At 65.9% G+C, this 19,474-nt stretch carries 18 protein-coding genes; 9 read left to right on the top strand and 9 right to left on the bottom strand.

The window, feature by feature from the left end:
• The first annotated feature begins 92 nt into the window (after nt 1-92).
• The 5 genes from VFZ97_14975 to VFZ97_14955 all read left to right on the top strand — a co-directional run bounded on the left by VFZ97_14975 (nt 93) and on the right by VFZ97_14955 (nt 4,647).
• Nucleotides 93-1,694, top strand: coding sequence for a glycosyltransferase family 39 protein (locus tag VFZ97_14975; protein HEX6394737.1), 1,602 nt, complete (start codon nt 93-95; stop codon nt 1,692-1,694).
• Between the two features lie 163 nt (nt 1,695-1,857).
• Nucleotides 1,858-2,409 (top strand): sigma-70 family RNA polymerase sigma factor, encoded by a 552-nt coding sequence (locus VFZ97_14970; protein HEX6394736.1) that lies wholly within the window; start codon nt 1,858-1,860, stop codon nt 2,407-2,409.
• Nucleotides 2,402-3,055: a hypothetical protein gene (locus tag VFZ97_14965; protein ID HEX6394735.1), complete on the top strand. Its 654-nt coding sequence runs from the start codon at nt 2,402-2,404 to the stop codon at nt 3,053-3,055. Before VFZ97_14970 ends, VFZ97_14965 begins: the two co-directional genes overlap by 8 nt.
• Before the next feature lie 152 nt (nt 3,056-3,207).
• Nucleotides 3,208-3,819: a DUF4389 domain-containing protein gene (locus tag VFZ97_14960; GenBank protein ID HEX6394734.1), complete on the top strand. Its 612-nt coding sequence runs from the start codon at nt 3,208-3,210 to the stop codon at nt 3,817-3,819.
• Between the two features lie 6 nt (nt 3,820-3,825).
• Nucleotides 3,826-4,647, top strand: coding sequence for a hypothetical protein (locus VFZ97_14955; GenBank protein HEX6394733.1), 822 nt, complete (start codon nt 3,826-3,828; stop codon nt 4,645-4,647).
• Between the two features lie 22 nt (nt 4,648-4,669).
• Here the strand turns inward: VFZ97_14955 and surE are convergent, their stop codons facing one another.
• Entirely contained in the window at nt 4,670-5,533 is an 864-nt protein-coding gene (surE, locus tag VFZ97_14950; GenBank protein HEX6394732.1) for a 5'/3'-nucleotidase SurE, read from the bottom strand.
• Nucleotides 5,534-5,575: 42 nt separating this feature from the next.
• On the opposite strand from surE, the gene VFZ97_14945 reads away from it, so the two are divergent.
• Nucleotides 5,576-6,127, top strand: a complete 552-nt coding sequence (locus VFZ97_14945; protein ID HEX6394731.1) for a hypothetical protein — start codon at nt 5,576-5,578, stop codon at nt 6,125-6,127.
• A 166-nt stretch (nt 6,128-6,293) separates the two neighbouring features.
• Here VFZ97_14945 and VFZ97_14940 read toward each other — a convergent pair whose 3' ends face one another.
• From VFZ97_14940 to VFZ97_14920, 5 genes are all read right to left on the bottom strand, one after another.
• Nucleotides 6,294-8,309 (bottom strand): glycoside hydrolase family 15 protein, encoded by a 2,016-nt coding sequence (locus VFZ97_14940; protein ID HEX6394730.1) that lies wholly within the window; start codon nt 8,307-8,309, stop codon nt 6,294-6,296.
• 82 nt (nt 8,310-8,391) lie between these two features.
• Complete coding sequence (locus tag VFZ97_14935) at nt 8,392-9,693, bottom strand: amidohydrolase family protein (GenBank protein ID HEX6394729.1); 1,302 nt, start codon at nt 9,691-9,693, stop codon at nt 8,392-8,394.
• 91 nt (nt 9,694-9,784) lie between these two features.
• Nucleotides 9,785-10,654: a mycofactocin-coupled SDR family oxidoreductase gene (locus VFZ97_14930; GenBank protein HEX6394728.1), complete on the bottom strand. Its 870-nt coding sequence runs from the start codon at nt 10,652-10,654 to the stop codon at nt 9,785-9,787.
• Between the two features lie 75 nt (nt 10,655-10,729).
• Entirely contained in the window at nt 10,730-11,080 is a 351-nt protein-coding gene (locus VFZ97_14925) for a DUF6582 domain-containing protein (GenBank protein ID HEX6394727.1), read from the bottom strand.
• Between the two features lie 241 nt (nt 11,081-11,321).
• Complete coding sequence (locus tag VFZ97_14920) at nt 11,322-12,197, bottom strand: hypothetical protein (GenBank protein HEX6394726.1); 876 nt, start codon at nt 12,195-12,197, stop codon at nt 11,322-11,324.
• 81 nt (nt 12,198-12,278) lie between these two features.
• Between VFZ97_14920 and VFZ97_14915 the strand changes: the two genes are divergently transcribed.
• Together VFZ97_14915 and VFZ97_14910 are read left to right on the top strand one after the other, a co-directional pair.
• On the top strand, nt 12,279-12,935 hold the full coding sequence (locus VFZ97_14915) for a DUF2993 domain-containing protein (protein HEX6394725.1): 657 nt from the start codon (nt 12,279-12,281) through the stop codon (nt 12,933-12,935).
• A gap of 48 nt (nt 12,936-12,983) precedes the next feature.
• Nucleotides 12,984-15,326 (top strand): bifunctional FO biosynthesis protein CofGH, encoded by a 2,343-nt coding sequence (locus VFZ97_14910; protein ID HEX6394724.1) that lies wholly within the window; start codon nt 12,984-12,986, stop codon nt 15,324-15,326.
• Here VFZ97_14910 and VFZ97_14905 read toward each other — a convergent pair.
• Together VFZ97_14905 and VFZ97_14900 are read right to left on the bottom strand one after the other, a co-directional pair.
• Complete coding sequence (locus VFZ97_14905) at nt 15,323-16,174, bottom strand: acyl-CoA thioesterase domain-containing protein (protein HEX6394723.1); 852 nt, start codon at nt 16,172-16,174, stop codon at nt 15,323-15,325. The genes VFZ97_14910 and VFZ97_14905 overlap by 4 nt on opposite strands.
• A complete protein-coding gene (locus VFZ97_14900) occupies nt 16,171-16,968 on the bottom strand; it encodes an enoyl-CoA hydratase/isomerase family protein (GenBank protein HEX6394722.1) in 798 nt (265 codons plus the stop codon). The genes VFZ97_14905 and VFZ97_14900 overlap by 4 nt, the downstream gene beginning before the upstream one ends.
• Before the next feature lie 23 nt (nt 16,969-16,991).
• On the opposite strand from VFZ97_14900, the gene VFZ97_14895 reads away from it, so the two are divergent.
• Nucleotides 16,992-18,212, top strand: a complete 1,221-nt coding sequence (locus VFZ97_14895) for a M20 family metallopeptidase (protein HEX6394721.1) — start codon at nt 16,992-16,994, stop codon at nt 18,210-18,212.
• Between the two features lie 85 nt (nt 18,213-18,297).
• On the opposite strand, the gene VFZ97_14890 is transcribed toward VFZ97_14895, so the two are convergent.
• On the bottom strand, nt 18,298-19,440 hold the full coding sequence (locus VFZ97_14890; protein ID HEX6394720.1) for a nitronate monooxygenase family protein: 1,143 nt from the start codon (nt 19,438-19,440) through the stop codon (nt 18,298-18,300).
• Nucleotides 19,441-19,474: the final 34 nt, after the last annotated feature.

Genomic DNA, 19,474 nt, shown 5'->3' with positions numbered 1-19,474 from the left:
CTCGAGACCTCCTACCTCCCCCGCCAGAGCCGCCACGGCTAGCCTTTGGGGGTCCCTCCCGAGTTCACCGGCTTGAAGGCGGCGCCCCAGGCGTGACCACGATTCAAGAAGTCCTGGTAGTCAGGCCATCCGAGCGCGCCTCCAGCAGGCTCCGTGCGGTCGAGACCGACCGCGTCCTGGTCGGCGCCCTCGTGGTCTTCGCTCTCGCATTGCGGGTGCCGTTCATCGGCCGGTCGTACTGGATCGACGAGGGCATCAGCATCGGGATCTCGTCTCACCACGTCACCCAGATCCCCGCCCTGCTGACACGTGACGGCTCGCCTCCGCTCTTCTACGTCCTGCTGCACTTTTGGATGATCGGGTTCGGCCGGTCGGAGATCGCCACCCATCTGCTGCCGCTCACGTTCTCGCTTCTTTCGATCCCACTGGCGTACTGGTCCGGCAAGGAGCTGTTTGGCCGGCGCGGGGGGAGGTGGGCGGCCGTCCTGATGGCGACCAACCCGTTTCTGGAGTGGTACTCGACCGAGACCAGGATGTATCCGATCGTCATCGTCTTGTCGATCGTCGGGATCACCTTCGCGGTGCGTGCGGTACGCGACCGAGACGCTCGCGACGCTGTCGCGGCGGTAGCTGCCTACGCGCTCCTTCTCTACACACACAACTGGGGCATCTACCTCACCCTGGTCACCGTCGGCGTCCTCGCCGGGCTGGCGTGGTACCAGGGGAACCGCCGGCTGGCCGCCCAGGTGTGCGCGGCGGGTGCAGCCGCGTTCGCACTGTGGCTTCCATGGCTGCCGTTCTTCCTCGACCAGGCGAGCAGCACGGCGGCCCCGTGGGCGGTCCGTCCGAACATCGGGAACTTCTTCGCGGATCAGGGATCGGCGCTGGGCGGAACGCTGAACTTCGCGGTCGCTCCGTTCCTCGCGTACGGAGCTTGGCGCACCCACAAGCTCCGACCGGCTGCGGAGTCGCAACTCGCCGGGCTTCTGTGCGGGATCGGGCTGGTTACCGGGGTGGTGGGTTTTCTGGGGGCGCAGATCGAGCCGTCCTGGACGGTTCGGTACCTGGCAGTGATAGTCGCGCCGATCCTGCTGGCCGCTGCCGGCGCGCTCAGCTCGAGCCAAACCGGGCGCGTCGTTCTCGGATCGACTTGTGCCGTGCTGGCCGGGTGGAGCGCGATCGGAGCGCTCCTGCCAAACCCGAGCTTCCCGTTCGCCAAGAGCAACGTCGGCTCGGTAGCCGGCGCATCCAGACCGGAGCTCGCACCCGGCGACCTGGTGGTCGTGACCCAAACGGAGCAACTCGCAGTGCTTGCGTACTACCTCCCGAAAGGTCTGATATATGCGACCCCCACTGGTTTGGTGACCGACCCTACGGTCGTCGACTGGCGCAACATCGTGCCGCGCCTGGAGCGCGCCGACCCGTGCATGACCGTCGGGCCCTTGATCGCCGCACTTCCGGTCGGCGCCCACGTCCTGGAGGTGAACCCGGTACGCAAGCTCGGCGCGAGAGGATCGGCTTGGCAGAAGGCGGTCACGTCGCAGGTGGCGTCGGTTGACCGTCTTCTCGCCACGGATCCGACTCTCGTGGCGATCGGGTCATACGCCGAGCATGAATCCCCCCGGCCGTACAGCCCCGTCGTCGGCGAAGTGTTCCGCAAGACGGCAGGGGTCGGGCCGTGCGCCGGCGCCTGACCTGAGTCGGAGGCACTTCTGCGGCCGCTCCCGGAGCGGGCCGGCAAGGCCCGCCTGAACGCCCTCTGTACGCCGATTGAACAAACGGAAACGCCGACCAATCGAAAACGCCGCCCCGCTCGTATCATTGGTTGTGCCGCGAATCGGGCTGCCAGCGGATCGCATGAGCGACGAGGCCCTCCTCGCCGGGTTGGCCGGCGGGGGCCCCGAAGTCGGCCTGGCGTTCGTCAGGCGCTTCCAAAGGCACATCTTCGGTGTTGCCTTGGCCGTGCTCGGTGAAGCATCCCTGGCCGAAGACGTCGCCCAACAGACGTTCGTGCGTGCGTGGCGGGCAGCCCCGGGATTCGACTCGACCCGAGGGTCGGTCCGGACCTGGCTCACAACGATCGCCCACAACCTCGCCGTGGACGCCGCCCGGGGGCGCAAGTCGACTCCTCTCGACCCGTCGGACCTCGTCCGGCTCATGGGTCCCGGATTCGACGAGCCCGAGCAGCTATCGATGCGCAAAGAGTCGGCTGCCGAGCTTCGACAAGCGATCGGGTCGCTACCCGCAGAGCAGGCCCGGGCGGTGGTGATGGCCGGCGTCTACGGCTTCACCGCGCAGCAGGTCGCCGACGCCGAGGACATTCCGCTGGGGACCGCGAAAACCCGCATCCGCTCCGCGATGCACAAGCTTCGCTCAGCGCTCGATCCAGGGGTACTGCACCATGGCTGAGCCACACACACCCAGCAACGAGGGTCACGTGATTGACCTCGCTCCGGAGCTCGCCCTCGGGATACTCCCCGAAGCCGAGGCGGAATCCGCACGGATGCACCTGCGGTCCTGCCCGCAGTGCGCGGCCGAAGTCGCATCCCTGACCCCCGTCGCCGACCGCCTGCTCGAGCTCGTGCCGGGCACCGAACCGCCTCTTGGTTTCGACCGGCGGGTTCTCGCGAGCGCGTCCCACTCGGGCATCCGGCGTTTGCTCTTCCCGATCAACTCGCGCCGGTTTGCGGTTCTCTCCGCCGCCGCGGCTGTCGCACTGGTCTTCGGAGCCATCGGGTGGATGGCTGGTCAGACCACGACTCACCATCACGTCCAAACCCAAGCGGACCTGATCTCAGCCGGCCACGCGGTCGGAGAGGTCGAAACCTACGGTCATCCGTCATGGCTTACCGTCAGTGTGAACGGCGTCAACACGACCGGCCGGGTCACCTGCGAGGTCATCCACGCCGATGGCACCGTGACGACGATGGGCTCGTTCGACCTGGTGAAGGGAAGCGGGACGTGGAGCACGCCGGATCCCTCGGGATTGACGGGGGTCACCGAGGCCCGGCTGGTCGATTCCAGCGGCCACGTTCTCGCCGTAGCCCGGCTGTAGTCGCCGCATTCACGCCGGCATCCTGAAAAAAACTCGGCAGACGCGTTCGCGGTTACAGCGCGAACCGGCATCCGCCGTGGCGAGTCGCCAGCCCGCTACTGTCGGCGCCGAACCGCCGTAGCGCCAGACATCTCCCGAAGGGAGTTTCCGAGATGACAGCAGCGGCAGTCCCCTATGAAAGCGGCGGGTATCCGCTAGGTCTCGACGTAAGCAGCCCCGAAACCGTTGAGAGGTGGCGTCCTCTCGTCAACTGGCTGCTGGTAGTACCGCACCAGATCTGGTTGTACCTGCTGATGATCGGCGCAGAGATCGTCGCCTTCCTCGGGTGGTTCGCCATCCTGTTCACCGGCCGAATGCCCGACAGCTGGACTGACTACATCGCGGGAGTGCTCCGCTACCAGTGGCGGATCACTTGCTACCTGTACGCGTGGACCGTGGAGTATCCGAGCTTCAGCCCGGTTCCCGGTCACGTTGATCCGGGCGATTACCCGGCTGCTTTGTGGTCGGCGCGCGCAGTTGAACGGAACCGCCTGACGACGTTCTTCCGGGGACTCTTGGTCATCCCGCATTTCATCGTCCTCTCCCTTTTCGGGATCATCGCCTTCCTCGCTCTTGCCGTCGCGTGGTTCGCGGTCCTGTTCACCGGGCGCTGGCCGGAGGGGTTGCGAAGCTTCGCCATTGGTTACTTCCGTTGGGCGTTCCGGGTGAATGGGTACTTCTACCTTTTGACCGACGCCTACCCGCCCTTCGACACCGCGCCCTGAGCCGTATTGACCGACACACCACCTCCTCCTCCGCCCCCGAAACCTGGGCCGTCTACGGGCCCGTCTTGGGACGACCCATGGGACCGGCCCGGCAACGAGGAGCACAACACCGGCTTACCGGCGTCGACCCCCTACCCCCCCGACGAGTGGGGCGAAAGCTCGCCGGCCGGGCAATCCGCACCACCTCCACAACCGGATGGTTGGAACGCGCCGCGCGGTCAGCAGTGGGGGCAGACCAGTCAGCAATGGGGCACTCAACAATGGGGCAGTCAACAGGGCGCCGGTCAGCAATGGGCCCGCCCCGGGTTCGCTCCACCCGATCCGGCGGCGGTCAGCGGACCCCCGTGGCCGAGGCTGGTCGCGGTCGGGCATTACGTGCCGCCGCGAATGATCCGATGGCCGGTAGTCGTCGGCTTTCTGGGGTTCGCTGCCTGGATCGGCATCCTTGTCGCATTCTCGGGTTCGACGACTATTTCCCAGCGCGCCTGGCTCGCCGATCACTCCGCGACGATCAACACGATCAAGCAGGATCAGCTCGCCCTGAACGCGGACAATCCCGCCCAGGGCGGGTCGGCCAGCAAGTGGCTTGCCGACTGGCAGACCCTGCACAGCGACGTGGCCGCCGCGTCTTCCCTTCCGAACCCCGGGGGATCCGCCACCGCCCCGTGGCGCGAAATGATCAACGACTTCTACAACGGCTCGACAGAGATCCTGCAGGCGGTCCAGTCGAAAAACCAGACGCTGCTGACCCAAGCCGAGCGCGACGTCGCAGCGGGCTATCAGGCTGCCGGCGAGTTTGACCGCTCGATGGGGCTCAGATCTTCGTGAGCCAACAGTTCGGTTAAGGGTTTCAACCGGCCTTCAGCGCCTCGCCGAACAGGTCGTCGAGTGATCGCGCGATCGCGGACATCGCCAGTTCATCGGCTTCGAGCGGGTGGGCGTCAGCAGACTCGGACAAGCTGCCGAGCATCGTCACCGACACGAGATCGCGCTCTACCGCGCCACCGTCGGTGCCCTCAGGCAACGACACCGCGTCCCCCCACTTCATCACCACCCGGAAGCTACCGGGGTGCCCCACCTTCGGCTCGAGGTGAGCTTCTGCAATCACCCGCGGAGGAATCCGTCCGATGGTCGCTCGCTGCCACCCACGCATCTTTTCGACATCAAGGTTGGGAACGTTGACGTTCACAACGACCGGCGCCGGCGGCAGATCAACGACGAGAGCCCCGACTACTGCCGAAGCGACTGCGGCCGCTCCCTCCCAGCATTGATCGCGCAGCATTTCGTCCCATCCCTGACCTTCGATCCCGAACCCGTGAACCGCCTGGCTGATCGCCACACCCGTCATGCCGCCGGACCTCGCCGTGAGGGCCGCGCCGACGGTCCCCGAGTGATATACCGAACGGCCCACGTTGACTCCTGGGTTGATGCCCGAGACGACCAGGTCGAACGGGGGCCCGAACGCACCGAGACGAGCGAACATCACGCAGAGCGCCGGCGGGCCGCTGACCGCCCAAACCTGGTCGAGCCCCTCCAGGGTCATCTGATGCACCTCCGGGTGCATGTTGTGCAGCGCGCCGAGCGCGGCGCTGGCGCCGGAGTACTCGTCGTCGGGCGCCACGACGGTCACGTCGCCGAACCTGCGCATCGCGATCGCGAGCGTTCTGAGACCGTCGGAATGAATGCCGTCGTCGTTGGTGACCAGGATTCGCACCCCCCAGGTGTTACCACGCGCAGCGCCCTAGGCTCGGCAACCGTGCTGTACACGTGGGGATTCGAGCGAGTTGGCGTGGTGGCGAGCGACCTCTACTTCCAGGATCCTGACCCTGCGCCCGGCCAAGAAGGCGCCGAGCGAGGTGTCCGGCTGGAGGTGAGATTCCTCGAGCGGCCGCCGCTAACCGGGTCGATATACGCAGCCCAGCCGATCGTCATCGACCGCCCGATCTGGCGTGCCGACCTGTTGGAGACCGTCGACGGGACACCCGGAAGCCACGACCGCACCCATCACCATCCGAGCTTTCGCGGATGGGAGCCCGGGCAGCGTCAGTTCGAACCCGAGTTGAGCGCCGATCCGGTCGGCTGGCTGACCGAAAGACTGCGCGACCTTCCGTCGCTTCTCGCCGGCGCAGACATAAGCGCCGAGGAGGTGGGACCAACCGACGCGGTCGACCTCGCCCGAGCGGCGGCGGAGATAGCCGCGACGGTCGCGTCGCTGCTGTCGCGCGTGCACAACGGAGAGTTGGCCGAGCCGCCGGGGGCGCCGGCCGATGACCAGGGCGGCGCCGGCGCTCGGGTCGGGTGGCTCTAGCCGTTCAGGCGGTCGCCGGGGGGGCCGCCGATCGCTTTGGGTCGGATGGGCTCGCTTTTGGGAGTGACTTCGCGCTTCGGGAGTGGAACTGCGCGACTTCATGTCAAATTCCACGCCCGGACGCGAAGTTCCACGCCCGATCAGGCGCCCTGGTCTGCTCTCCGAGCTAGGAGCGAAAGCCCTCGTCGACCGGCTGATCCGCCGGCGAGTGACCATCGATAATCGAACCGGGCGCGTTCGTCGACCCGTGCACGGTGATCGGCACGATCGCGGCCTGCTCCGCACGGATCACGTGCATCACCGCGTTGATCAGAGCCAGATGGGTGAACGCCTGAGGGAAGTTCCCCAGGTGCCGCCCGGTGTGCGGATCGAGTTCCTCGGAGTACAGCTCGAGCGGGCTCGAGTATGAAAGCAGCCGCTCGCACAACCGCACCGCCCGTTCGACCTCACCGATCTCCACAAGCGCAGACACAAGCCAGAACGAACAGATCGTGAACGTGCCCTCGGCACCTTCGAGACCGTCGTCCGTCTCCTCGGTCTTGTAGCGCAACACCAGACCCTCGTATGTCAACTCATCGGCGATGGCCAGAACCGTCTTCTTGATCCGTTCGTCCTCGGGTGGAAGAAAACGCAGCAGCGGCATCAACAGCACGGACGCGTCGAGCGACTTCGACCCGTACGCCTGTACGAAGACGCCTCTCTCGTCTAGTCCCTTGTCGCAGATGTCCTCGTGTATCTGGTCTGCCAGGGCCTGCCATTTCTCCGCGTACACACCCTCGTCGAACATGCGGGCGAGGCGGGCGCCTCGGTCGAGAGCGACCCAGCACATGAATTTGCTCGATACGAAATGCTGAGGTTCACCGCGCACCTCCCAGATTCCCCGGTCGGGTTCCTCCCAGTGTGTCGCAGCTTCCTCAACCTGCCGTTTGAAGAGAGGCCACATCGATTCCTGCAGCTGGGCACGGGAACGGGCGTGGAGCAGCACCGAGTCGAGCATGGCTCCCCAGACGTCGTGCTGCTTCTGCTTGTACGCCGCGTTGCCGATCCGCACCGGCCACGCGCCCTCGTAACCGGACAAATGCGGAAGCGTCTGCTCCTCCAATTCCTTCTCTTCACCCACGCCGTACATCACCTGCAGAGATTGGGCGTCGACCAGGGAGTCGGCAATGAAGTAGAAGAAGTCGTCTGCCTCTCGGTCGAAGCCGAGGGTGTAGAGGCCCCACAGCGCGAATGTCGAGTCACGCACCCACGCGTACCGGTAGTCCCAGTTGCGCTCGCCGTGAGGGGTCTCCGGCAGGCTTGTCGTCGGCGCGGCCAGCAGGGCGCCGCTCGGCGCGTAGGTCAGCCCCTTCAACGTGAGCGCGCTCCGCTGCAGGTAACTGCGCCACCTGTGGTCGGGGAAATCGCCCTGAGTGATCCACTGACGCCAATGTTCGGCCGTTCTGGCCATCCGTTCCGCGGCCTCGTCGAAGGTCATTGGCGGCGGGAGCGGCGACCACGAGAGCGCCACGAAATGGGTCTCGCCTTCGACCATACGGGTCCGTGCGTTGAGGCCGCGACGCTCGATTCCGGGCCGAAGATCGGTGGTGAGCCGCAAGGTCACCCCGACGCCCGCGCCGGTGGCGACGAGATGACCGTAGTCGTCGCCCTCGTAACTCCATTCCGGCTCGACCCGCCCGTAGTCGAAGATCGGATCGCATGTCATCGACAGGTCTACCGAGCCGCTCACGCATTTCACTGATCGAAGGAGGCAGTGCTCGGCGTCGTAGTCGGTCGGTGAACGTCGGTGGGTCTTGGAGCGCTCAGTCAGGTTGTGCCAAGGCCCCATGCACAGAGCGTCCCGCACGATCACCCAACCGGTTCGCGTCTGCCAGGTGGTCTCCAGCATCAAGCTTCCCGGCAGGTACCGCCGCGCTGCCGGCACCATCTCGTCGTAAGGACCGAGCCGGAACGATCCTGCGCTGCGATCGAGGATCGCGGAGAAAATGGACGGAGAGTCTGGCCTGGGCACGCACATCCACTCGACGGCACCGCTGGGGGCGATCAGGCAGTTGCTCTCGCAGTCAGACAGGAACGCGTAATCCGCGATCGGCGGGAAGGGACTCGCTCCGGTAGGCCACGACCGCTCAGTGGCAAACGAACCCGTACTTGCATCGGGGAGTGATCGGTCTACGCCGTTCATGTCGTCACATGCTAAACCGGGCTGCCCAGCCAGCGACCGGGCTTCCGGTTTATCTACGATTCAGACGAATAGAAAGATCTGGTCAGGCGCGGGCTGGAGCCAGGCGGTGCAGCGCAAGGCCGCCCTCGAACGGCCGTCCACCGAACGCAGGCGGAGCCATGTAGCCGGTGTCTCCCAACGGCTTGTGCGTCTCGGAGACGAGCGGGCCGATCTTCTGAGCGATGGGGGTCAACGCGTCCAGATCGAACCCGTACACCCGGGCCGCGTTGCCGGCGAGCAGCTTCCGGCATCTCTCGACCGGCTGATCGTGAAGCGCCCACCGGATCAGCTCACGCGAGTGCGGTGCGGTGCCCTCCTCATGCGGATAGTCGCTGCCCCACATGAAGTGATCCTCGCCGAGCATCTCGACCATGCTGACTTCGTAGGGTGCCATCGCGCTAGCACCGAAGTAGCAGTTCCGCCTCACGTAGTCGGTCGGACTGAGGGTCAGCTCGTCGACCGACGAACCGCCGAAGATTCCATAGGTGCGGTTACCCGCGGATGACTTCATGCTCGGAACCATCGCGTCGAGCGTGGCGAGCTGCATGCGCAAGAACATCGTTCCCTGCTCGGTCGGAACGTAGCGAAGTCGCGGGTAGCGCTCGAACACGCCGGCGAGGATCAGGTGAGGAAGTGTCCGCTGGGTCCAGCTCGCCATCTCTGTGATCAGTACAGGGTTAGAGGCTGGCTGGTCCATCGGCATCTCGGGACTTCCCGTCCCTCCGTGCTGCACGACGCTGATATCGAGATCCTGGCAGCCCGCCCACAGCGGCTCATAACGGGTGTGGAACAGCGGCTGCACCAGAGGATCACCGGGCGAAACCGCGGGGATGAGCACCCCGCCGAAGCAGCCTTGCTCCACGCCCCAGCGGATCTCCTCTAGGGCCAAGTCGATGTCGTGGGGGAACATCTGGATCAGGCCGCGCCGGCGCCCCGGGGTCAAAGAGCAGAAGTCGACCTGCCACCGGTTGTGGGCCTTGACGCCCTCCCAGCGGAGCTCGAACTCCTCCCGGCTGCGCGGCAGCTTGATGGTGATGTTCGGCACGGTGGGAAAAAACGGCGGAACCGTGTTCGGAAAGAGGATCTCGGCGGAGACGCCATCGGCGTCGACCTCGGCCAGGCGGAACTCGCTGTCCCAGTTGCGCTTCGCGGTCGCGATCGCCAGGTCGTCGAACGGGCTTACGTAGGTCTCCGCCCACCGGTCGAACTCGTCGTGAAGCCGGGACGGCAGGTACGGCTTGTAGTCGTGCAGCTCTGCGCCGGCGTGGGTGTCGGCGGAGATCACCACATAGCGGTCGATTGTGTCCCAGGTCGCGCCCATCGAGGCTCCCTCCCTACTCTTCAAGGCCAAACCTACGTCTTTGTTTGACTGAAGTCAAATACTTGCTGTCACATGGATTAGGCACATGCATCGGGCGCGTGCATCGTGCACCTGGTCAGGCGGTCACCCGGGCCGAGGCGCCGGCGCTCACGTCGAGGACCGCACCGGTGATGTGAGCCGCTCCAGGGCCGGCGAGGAACATCACGGCCGCCGAGATCTCTGCCGGGTCGAGGAGGGCCTGTGGCTGGACGTGGAGCATCCCGAGGAACTTCTCAGCGTCCTCCATGGTGGGGCTGTCGAGGTCCGGCCGGACCTTGCGAATCAACGCCTCGTTGCGGACCATCGGCGTGTCAACCGTGCCCGGCGCGACGGCGTTGACGGTGATCCCGAATTGGGCGAGATCCTGCGCTGCCGACTTCACCAGGCCGATCACACCCCACTTCGAGGCCGTGTATGCACCCATGCCACCTGTCGTCCCGCGGCCCATCATCGAGGAGATGGCGATGATCCGCCCGTACCTATTCCTGATCATCACCGGCGCGGCGGCGCGCAGCGAATTGAACACACCGGTCAGGTTGACCGCTATCACGTCCTTCCACTGCTCCGCGCCGGCGACCTGAATCGGGGCGCCGCCGGTCACTCCTGCATTGGCGATCAGCACGTCCAGCCGCCCGAGCTCGTCCACGGTCCGCGCGACTGCCGCCTCCGTCTCCGAGAGACTGCTGACGTCGGCGGTGATGGCCAGACAACGACCCCCCTCCTTTTCCACCAGGCGAGCTGTCTCATCCATGTCGGAGGGCGACGAGAGCCGGTAGTCGATGGTGGCCAGATCCCGGCAGAGGTCGAGAATGGCTACGTCCGCCCCCTCCCTGGCAAAGCTGAACGCATGGCTGCGACCCTGGCCGCGCGCTCCTCCGGTAATGAGGACGACCTGACCATCAAACTGACGTCCGGCAAACTGACGTCCGGCGGCAAACTGTCCCATCCTCGGGAATCTACGGCCCGAAGGAGTCCGCGAACGCGGGCGCATGCCACCAGCCGGAACCCAACAGCCGGGGCTTTAGCGGTGCGAGGTTGTCGTCAACTCTCTCCAATCGCCCTCGCCGAGTTCGATGTCGAACTTCTTCGCCGCCGCCACGATCCGGTTCCAGGCTCGGTCGCGCTGCGCGTCGGTGACCCCTTCGACCTGGTTGAAGCGGGCGACAGCGTTGCGTACGTGGGCGGCGTCGGTCAGGGGTTCCTTCCGTTCGTCGGGAAACGCGAAGTCGGTGTCATCAAGGCGATTCTCGTCGTGGGTGCTCATACCGGGTGCCATCTTGGGGATCTTCTTGCCCTCGGCCCTGGCGCTCTGAACTTTTCGGGCCTTCTCAAGGTTCCGTCGAGCCGCTTGCTTCTGCCGTTCCGTAGCCATGCCGCGCGGTTACCCGCTGCGCGCCCCACCGAAACGGCGCGCTACGGCATCGGCTCCGGCTCCGGTACCGGTTCGGGGTCTGGCCACGGTTCTGGCGGCGGCTTGGTCGGTGGCATCGGGTCCGGCTCAGGGAACGGGTTCACCGGCGGGTCGTCGGGCCGTGGAATAGGCGGAACAACGTCCATGCGTTCCATGGCCGAGCAGCTACCCAGGTAACGGCCGGGCAACCCAGGGGAGAGCCTCAGGCGTCTTCGGCGAACCTGGAGGGGTCCACGTTGAGCAGGCCTCCGTTCACGACGGCGACACTCACCGGCCGGCCCAGCTCACGCAGGCGGTTGCATCCGTCCTCGCCGATCGCGGCGTATGCGGCGGTGCTCAGAAGGTCGGTATGGTCCTCGACCCTTTGCCGTAGTTCAGCTCCGGCCTCGGTGAACCCAATTTCGGAATCGCCCGGCTCGATGAGCCCGCGGGACCTGAGCCGGTCAATACCCGCGGCCCACGCCTCGTCGGTCCAGGCGCGGCTGGGGCGAAGGAACCTGACGTCCACCTCGCCGGCCGCCGCGTGGGTGATCAACGCCTCGACCGGGTCAAGCTCCGCCTCCAGAAGCGAAGCGATGTGCCCGTCACCCCGGTACTCGCGCAGCAGAGTTTGCGCGTGCCACAAGACGAGATGCGGTTCGTCCGGCCACGCAAGGGATGCGTGGGCAGCGAACAGGGGCCTGCCCTGCGGCATCGTCGACGCCGCCTCTGCAGCCGTGCGGGCCAGATCCGCAGCCTCGCGAAGCCCTTTTGACTCGAGCAGTTCGGCGCCCAGTCCTCGGCGCAGAGCGGCATCAGCCGCCTCGAGCCGCGATTCCAGGATCTCCGAGGTTCGGGCAAGTTCCCACGCCGCCGGTATCGCGCGCCGCACCAGGTCCGGAGAGAAGTTGAAGAAGGTGGCGATGACTACTTCGGCCGGGACCGGTCCCATCGCCGCGGCCCGAGACGCGAAGTACCCCATCCGGTTGCCCTTCAGGCCGATCTTCTCGTAGCGCTCCCCCGCTTCGGGAACGAAGTAGATCATGCCGTGGACCGGTTCCAACGTGCGCCACGTCTTCCTCGCGAGGGTCGGGTTCATTCGCAGGACGTTAACCGCAAGGATGCCCCGCTCGCGGCGCCGCGACTACAGGACGCGCCAGCGGCCCGTAAAGTCTGCGTCTTGCTCCGACGGGTGTTCCTGCTTGGGTTCCTGACCACGATCGTCGTAATCGTCGCCCTGGCCGTCGGGGCGGACATCGCGGCGCGCGTAATCGCCGAGCATCAGATCGCAAGCCGGGCAAAGTCGTCCACCGGTGCGCAGAACACCTCGTCCAGCATCAACTCATTTCCGTTCCTCTACGACCTCCTCGTAGACGGGGACGCACGAAGTGTCGCAGTCGATCTGCGTGGTGTCCCGATCGGTCCCTTGACCGTCGATCGAGTAGACGTCCATGTCCGCGATGTTCACATCGACAAGTCGAAGCTTCTGTACCACCACAAGGTTCGGGTCACCTCCATCTCGTCCGCCACCGCCAGCTTGATCATCACCGCCTCGGACATCACTTCGGCTACCGGAATCCCGGTCACCATCGCGGGGAACACGGTGACAGCGAGCGTTGCCGGAGTTCCCATCCCGGTGTCGGTGACGGTGACCGGAAGCGACTCGCTCAGCTTCAACGTCGTGGGGCACCGGGTGTTGTCCTTCAACCTCGCCAGGAGCCCGGTCGTGCCGATTTGCCCGATGCAGCTGACGACCCGGCAGTCGGCGCTTCAGCTGTCCTGCACGGTTTCGCCCGTGCCTGCCTCTCTGATCGCGGCGCTTTCGTCGCGGTCGTGACCCCGCCATCCTGAAATATCCCGGCCGGGCGGTAGCGTTCACGAGCGTATGGGTTCCGAGGAGCTGCTTGACCTTCCCCCCGACGAGTTGCTGAGGACGGCCATGGCCGTACGCGACGCGGCGCACGGGAGCCGGGTCACCTATTCGCCAAAAGTGTTCATCCCGCTGACCATGCTGTGCCGGGACCGATGCGGATACTGCACGTTCGCCAAGGCACCAGCTCGGATCGAGTCGCCCTACCTCACGTCTGAGCAGGTCTTGGATATCGCCAGGCGAGGTGCGGAAGCCGGCTGCCACGAGGCCCTCTTCACCCTCGGCGAGCGCCCCGAGGATAGGCACCCGGTGGCGCGCGGCTGGCTGGACGAAAACGGTTACCGCTCGACCATCGACTACCTCGAAGCGATGTGCCGCCTGGTGATCGAAGAGACCGGGCTGCTGCCCCACGCCAACGCCGGCGCCCTTTTTCCGGAGGAGCTCGCCCAGCTTCGAGCGGTCACGGCCAGCCAGGGAATGATGGTCGAGTCGCTGCGACCCGACCTGGACGCCCACAAGGGCTCACCCGACAAGGAGCCCGACCGCCGGCTGGCCACCCTCGATGCCGCGGGCAAGCTGCGCATTCCGTTCACGACGGGGATCCTCGTCGGCATCGGCGAGGACCGGGCCGACCGCGTCGCCGCACTCGAAGCGATCGCCGCCAGCCATGCCCGCCACGGGCACGTGCAGGAGGTCATCGTCCAGAACTTCCTCCCGAAGCGCGGGACCGCTATGCACCGAGCCCCAGCGTGCTCACAAGAGGATTTCGTCGACGCCATCGCGCTCGCCCGCCTCATACTTCCTCCCGACATACACCTCCAGGCGCCGCCGAACCTGTCCGACGATTTCGCCGTTCTACTCGACGCGGGAATCGACGACTGGGGTGGCGTGTCCCCCATCACCGCCGATCACGTCAACCCTGAAAGGCCGTGGCCGGCGCTGGACCTGCTCCGCGACGCAACCGAGTCACGAGGCCTCGCACTCGTGCCGCGGTTGACCATCTATCCCGAGTACGCGTCGAAGCCCGAGGCGTGGCTGGACGATCAGATGCGGTTCCCGGTTCTGGACCGCAGCGACGCGGAAGGACTCGCGCGAGACGATCCCGGCTCGGCGTTCCCGCAGAAGGTGGGCGAGTACAAGAACGTGGGGGACGGAGCAGAGGTAGTTCTAGTCGGCCGGCGATCCACGCAGTGGTACTCCGGCGCGGACGTCGATCCGCCTGTTTTGCTTCCGGGTAGGCCTCGCGCGTCCGGAGCGGTTTCGGATGTGCTGGCCGGCGTTCGGGCCGGAGAGGAGCCGGATGTCGAGGAACTGGTTGCCTTGTTCAGCGCGCGAGGTCCGGAGGTATCGGCTGTCGCAGAGCTTGCAGATGATCTCCGCCGCGACTCGGTCGGAGACGTCGTCACGTGGGTCCGCAACCGCAACATCAACTACACCAACGTTTGCACGTTCAAGTGCCGTTTCTGCGGATTCTCCAAGGGTCCTTTGTCGCTCAATCTGAGGGGAACCCCCTACCTGCTCACCCTCGACGACATCGCACAGAGAGCGGCCGAAGCGTGGGAGTTGGGCGCGACCGAGGTTTGTCTGCAGGGCGGGATCCATCCCGACTTCGACGGGGACTATTACATCGACGTCACCAAGGCGGTGAAGGCGGCCGCTCCTTCGATTCACGTGCACGGGTTTACGGCGCTCGAAGTGACCGAGGGTGCTCGGCGGTTGCGTGAGCCGCTCGCGGAATACTTGACGCGTTTGATGGACGCGGGGCTTCGAACGCTGCCGGGTACCGCGGCCGAGATCCTCGACGACGAAGTACGGGCGGTTCTCTGTCCCGACAAGATCACCACGGACGAGTGGCTGGAGGCGCACCGCACCGCACACTCGGTCGGTTTGCGGTCGAACATCACGATCATGTTCGGTTCGATCGAGAGTCCGGTCCACTGGGCTCGTCACATCGTCAGGACGAGGGAGCTCCAAAAGGAAACGGGCGGGTTCACCGAGTTCGTCGGGCTCCCGTTCGTCCACATGGCCGCGCCGATATACCTGCAGCGTAAGGCCAGACGAGGCCCGACCTGGCGCGAAGTGGTTCTCATGCACGCTGTCGCGCGCATCGCGTACCACGGATTGATCGACAACATCCAGGCTTCCTGGGTCAAACTCGGCCCCGACGGAGCCCGCCAGTTGCTCATGGCCGGCGTCAACGACCTCGGCGGGACCCTCATGAACGAGAACATCTCGCGCGCTGCGGGCGCGAGCCATGGGCAGGGCATGGACGAACAAGGCTTTCGCGAGATCGTCGAACCGCTCGGCAGAACCCTCGAGGAGAGGACGACGGTCTACGGTCGGGTCGCTCCGGCCTAGACGGACGGGGGGTTCGGGGGCGGACGTACCCGGCCGAAGATCATCTCCTGGTTGAAGACGGCAAGAAGACGTCCGGCCGTGTCATGCGCGGTCCCGGCATACAGGCCGCGCGCTCCGCCGGCCTTGAGCGGCCACATCCAAAGCAGGATCCACTCGTCGACGCGAGCGGGATGATGGAACCACATCGCATGGTCGATGCTCGGCCCGCCGCGGGGAAACTGCTCCAACTCGCCGTCCGCGAATCCTGAACCGATGTCGGACAGGTATGCGAGCGCGCAAGCATGGAGCACCGGATCGTCCGGGAGTCGCACCGTCGATTTTGCCCAGACCCTCGCAGGGAGCGGATAGTCCTCCGGGCCGTACGGCCGCACCGGCGGGTAAGGACGAAACTCGAACGCCGACGCGAACATCGACACAAGTGCGCGCTCGGCCGGAAGATCGTCCGGATCGGCGGCGGGGGGAAGGGGCTGCGAGAAGTCAGGGCTTTCTTCGTGAATGTGGAACGAGGCGAGCGCGCTGAAGATGACCTTGCCCTCCTGCACGGCGCTCACATGCCTGGCGGAAAAAGACCTCCCGTCGCGGTCGCGATCCACCTTGAGGATCACCGGATGCTGCCACTGACCGGGGCGGAGGAAGTATCCGTGGAACGAGTTGGGCATCCTCCCTTCGGGCACCGTGAGCGAAGCCGCTCGCAAGGCCTGCCCGGCGACCTGCCCGCCGAAGAGCGCCGGGCGGGCGGGAGCGGTCTTCTCGTTCAAACCGCGGAAGAGATCGGCGTCGATCCGTTCGAGATCGAACAGCTCGTTGAGATCGCCCGCGACGGGAGCGCCAGGCTGGTCAGAACTCATTGACCCGACGGGAAACGAGGCGACCTCCGCTCCTGCAGCGCTGCCAAGCCCTCGGCCACGTCCGGCCCCATGAACGTGAGCATTTCGTAGGCGGCCGACTGTTCGAAGATCGGTCCCGCCTGCTTGACCCAGTTGTTGAGCGCCTTCTTGGTGAACCGCAACGCCAGCTGCGATCCTTCTGCGAGCGTCGACGCCACGGCCATCGCCTTGGGCAAGACCTGGTCGCTCGGCACGCACATACTCACCATTCCGATGCGTTCGGCCTCGGCGCCGGTAAGCATCTCCCCCGTCAGAAGGTAGTAACGCGCCTTGGCCATGCCGGCCAGAAGCGGCCAGATGATGGCCGCGTGATCTCCGGCGGCGACACCGAGCTTTACGTGGCCGTCCCCGAGAACCGCGTCCTCGGCGCAGATCGAGATGTCCGCGGTCAGCGCGACCACCAGGCCGGCGCCGACCGCGGCGCCGTTGATCGCAGACACGATCGGCTTCGAGCAGTTCAGGACGTTGTAGACCATGTCGGCCATCTCGGTAAGCATCTCGGTGACCCTCTCGTAATTACCGACCATGCGGCCGATCATCCCGTAGTCCCCTCCAGCCGAGAACGCCTTCCCTGCACCGGTGATCACCGCGACCCGCGTGTCGGAGTCGGCGTCGACATCCAGCCATACCTTCGCCAGCTCGGTGTGAAGCGTTTCGTCGGTTGCGTTGTACTTTTCCGGGCGGTTGATGGTGATCTGGAGGATCCCGCGGTCGTGCCGCTCGAACGCGAGCTGCTGGAAGCTAGAGAAGTCCATCCGGCAACTCTAGGATCACCCATGTGAGCCACACCGTTGACAAACCAGCGGGTGACGCCCGGGAGAGCACCGTCGACACGGGGCTCCTCGGAGACGCGGGGCGGATCCTGAATCAGGCCGTGGCCCTCCGGCGGCGCATCCACTCGCATCCCGAGACGGGGCTGGAGCTCCCGCGCACCCAGGAACTGATTCTCGAGGAGCTCGACTCGATGGGGGTCGGCGCTACCACGGGACATACCCTTTCGTCGGTGGTCAGCGTGATCGAGGGTGACCAGCCGGGCCCGACGACGCTGCTACGAGCGGACATGGACGCTCTCGAAATGCCCGAGGACACCGACCTACCGTTCGCTTCGGAAGTTGACGGGAAGATGCACGCGTGCGGCCACGACGCGCACGTAGCGATGCTCCTCGGGGCGACAAGGGTTCTGCACGACCACCGCAAAGACCTTCGCGGCAAGGTCATCCTGATGTTTCAGCCAGGCGAGGAGGGCCACGGCGGCGCCAAGGTCATGCTCGACGAGGGACTGCTCACCGCCAACGGAAAGGTTGACCGAGCTTTCGCGATCCACATCTCGTCGATCGTCCCGAGCGGGTTCGTCACCTGCCGGCCCGGCACGATCCTGGCCTCGTCGGACGAGTTCCGGATCACGGTCACCGGCGCGGGCGGCCACGCCTCGATGCCGCATGACGCGTGCGACCCGGTCCCGGTCGCGTGCGAGATCGTGACCGCGCTCCAAGCGATGGTCACCCGGCGCGTGCCTGCCTTCGACCCTGCGGTCGTGACGGTGACCAAGGTCCAGGCCGGTACCGCTTTCAACGTCATCCCCGAGATCGTGGAATGCGAAGGGACGGTTCGAGCGGTGTCCGAGGGGACGAGAACTCTCGCAATCGGCTTGATCAAACAGGTTGCGGAGAACGTCGCCGCCGCGCACGGTTGCCGAGCGACCGTCGAGATGGTCGAGCTCAACTACCCGGTCACGGTCAACGACCGCGAAGCCGCCGAACGAACCCTTTCTGTGGCCCGGGGACTAATCGGCGACAGGGCGGTGCCGATGCCCAGTCCGGCGATGGGAGCGGAGGACTTCTCGTATCTCCTACAGGCCGTGCCGGGAGCGATGGCGATCCTCGGCGCCTGGCCGCCGGGGGTCGAGCGGCCCGCGCCGAACCACTCCAACCGGATGGTCATCGATGAGCCGGCGATGGCGACCGGTATTGCGCTGTACGCGGCAATGGCTCTGACATGACCCCGGATGGGGCCCCAAAGCCCATCCTCCTCCAGAGCGTGGGGACCCCAACCCCACGCCTGGCCGTCGCACGGGCCTGGCCCGCTTAGCCGGCGTCAACAGTTGTTGACAGCCGGTTCATCGTGTCGATGTACTCCTCGATGATGTCGTAGATCAGGTCCTTGCTGGGTCGGACGTTGTTCATCCGGCTGACCACCTGGCCGACCGGCATGCCCGTCAGTTCCCGATTGCCGGAACGCTGAATTCTGCGCATGGCGTAGTTGTTCAGAATGAACTGAAGCGGCATCGGCAGCGTGCCGGGCGACTCGGGCGCCTCCCAGGCCTCGGTCCAGGCGGTGCGGAGCTGACGGGCTGGCTTTCCGGTGAGGGCGCGCGACCGGACCGTGTCGCTCGAGGTTGCTGCGAGGAGTTTGTCGAGAGCGATGTCGCTGGTGTTTGCCTCGGTGACTGTCAGCCAGATCGAGCCGGTCCACACGCCCTGGGCGCCGAGGGCCATCGCCGCGGCCATCTGCCGGCCCGTGGCGATGCCTCCAGCGGCCAGAACGGGCACGGGCGCGACCGCGTCGACGACGTCAGGGACGAGAACCATGCTCGCCACTTCTCCGGTGTGACCGCCCGCTTCGTACCCCTGGGCGATGATGATGTCCACGCCTTTCTGAACGTCCCGGACCGCCTGCTCGACGCGGCCTATGAGGGCGGCGACCTTGACTCCCTGGTCGTGAGCGCGGTCGATGGCTTCCTTCGGAGGGGGTCCGAGCGCGCTGGCCAGCAGGGAGATCGGGTGGGCCAGCGCAACGTCGATCAGCGGCGTTCCCGTCGCCTCGGTCCAACCGAGCACTCCCGAGCTGAGCGGGTCACCGGCGGAACCTGAGTCCTGCTCCTCCGGCAGGGGCGGGACTCCGTGGTCGGCGAGGATCTTCTCGACGTAATCCCAGTGCGCCTGGCTGATCATTCCCCGCAGCTGATCGGCAAGCTGGCGTTCGTCGTGCAGGCCGGCCTCCCGGTCGGCGCTCTTGACCGGCATGACCACGTCGACCCCGTACGGCTTGCCCCCGCAGTGCTCGTCGATCCACGACAGCTCGATCTCCAGCTGCTCCGGCGAGAACGCGAGCGCGCCAAGAACGCCCATCCCGCCTGCCCGGCTGACCGCCGCGGCCACGTCGCGGCAATGGGTGAACGCGAAGATCGGGAACTCGATCCCGAGCATCTCGCAAATCTCGGTCTTCACCGGCTCCTCCCAAAATTAGAACGCGTTATAGAGG

It is taken from the genome of Acidimicrobiales bacterium (assembly GCA_036378675.1).
Classification (GTDB): domain Bacteria; phylum Actinomycetota; class Acidimicrobiia; order Acidimicrobiales; family Palsa-688; genus DASUWA01.
Note: the sequence above shows the minus strand (reverse complement) of the source record. Positions and strands in the feature narration are given on the sequence as shown.

Bases quoted from the DNA above. Each gene is read 5' to 3' on its own strand.
- VFZ97_14970 (HEX6394736.1), top strand. From the start codon at position 1,858: ATGAGCGACGAGGCCCTCCTCGCCGGGTTGGCCGGCGGGGGCCCCGAA.
- VFZ97_14965 (HEX6394735.1), top strand. From the start codon at position 2,402: ATGGCTGAGCCACACACACCCAGCAACGAGGGTCACGTGATTGACCTC.
- VFZ97_14960 (HEX6394734.1), top strand. From the start codon at position 3,208: ATGACAGCAGCGGCAGTCCCCTATGAAAGCGGCGGGTATCCGCTAGGT.
- VFZ97_14940 (HEX6394730.1), bottom strand. From the start codon at position 8,309: ATGAACGGCGTAGACCGATCACTCCCCGATGCAAGTACGGGTTCGTTT.
- VFZ97_14930 (HEX6394728.1), bottom strand. From the start codon at position 10,654: ATGGGACAGTTTGCCGCCGGACGTCAGTTTGCCGGACGTCAGTTTGAT.
- VFZ97_14925 (HEX6394727.1), bottom strand. From the start codon at position 11,080: ATGGCTACGGAACGGCAGAAGCAAGCGGCTCGACGGAACCTTGAGAAG.
- VFZ97_14920 (HEX6394726.1), bottom strand. From the start codon at position 12,197: ATGAACCCGACCCTCGCGAGGAAGACGTGGCGCACGTTGGAACCGGTC.
- VFZ97_14910 (HEX6394724.1), top strand. From the start codon at position 12,984: ATGGGTTCCGAGGAGCTGCTTGACCTTCCCCCCGACGAGTTGCTGAGG.
- VFZ97_14905 (HEX6394723.1), bottom strand. From the start codon at position 16,174: ATGAGTTCTGACCAGCCTGGCGCTCCCGTCGCGGGCGATCTCAACGAG.
- VFZ97_14900 (HEX6394722.1), bottom strand. From the start codon at position 16,968: ATGGACTTCTCTAGCTTCCAGCAGCTCGCGTTCGAGCGGCACGACCGC.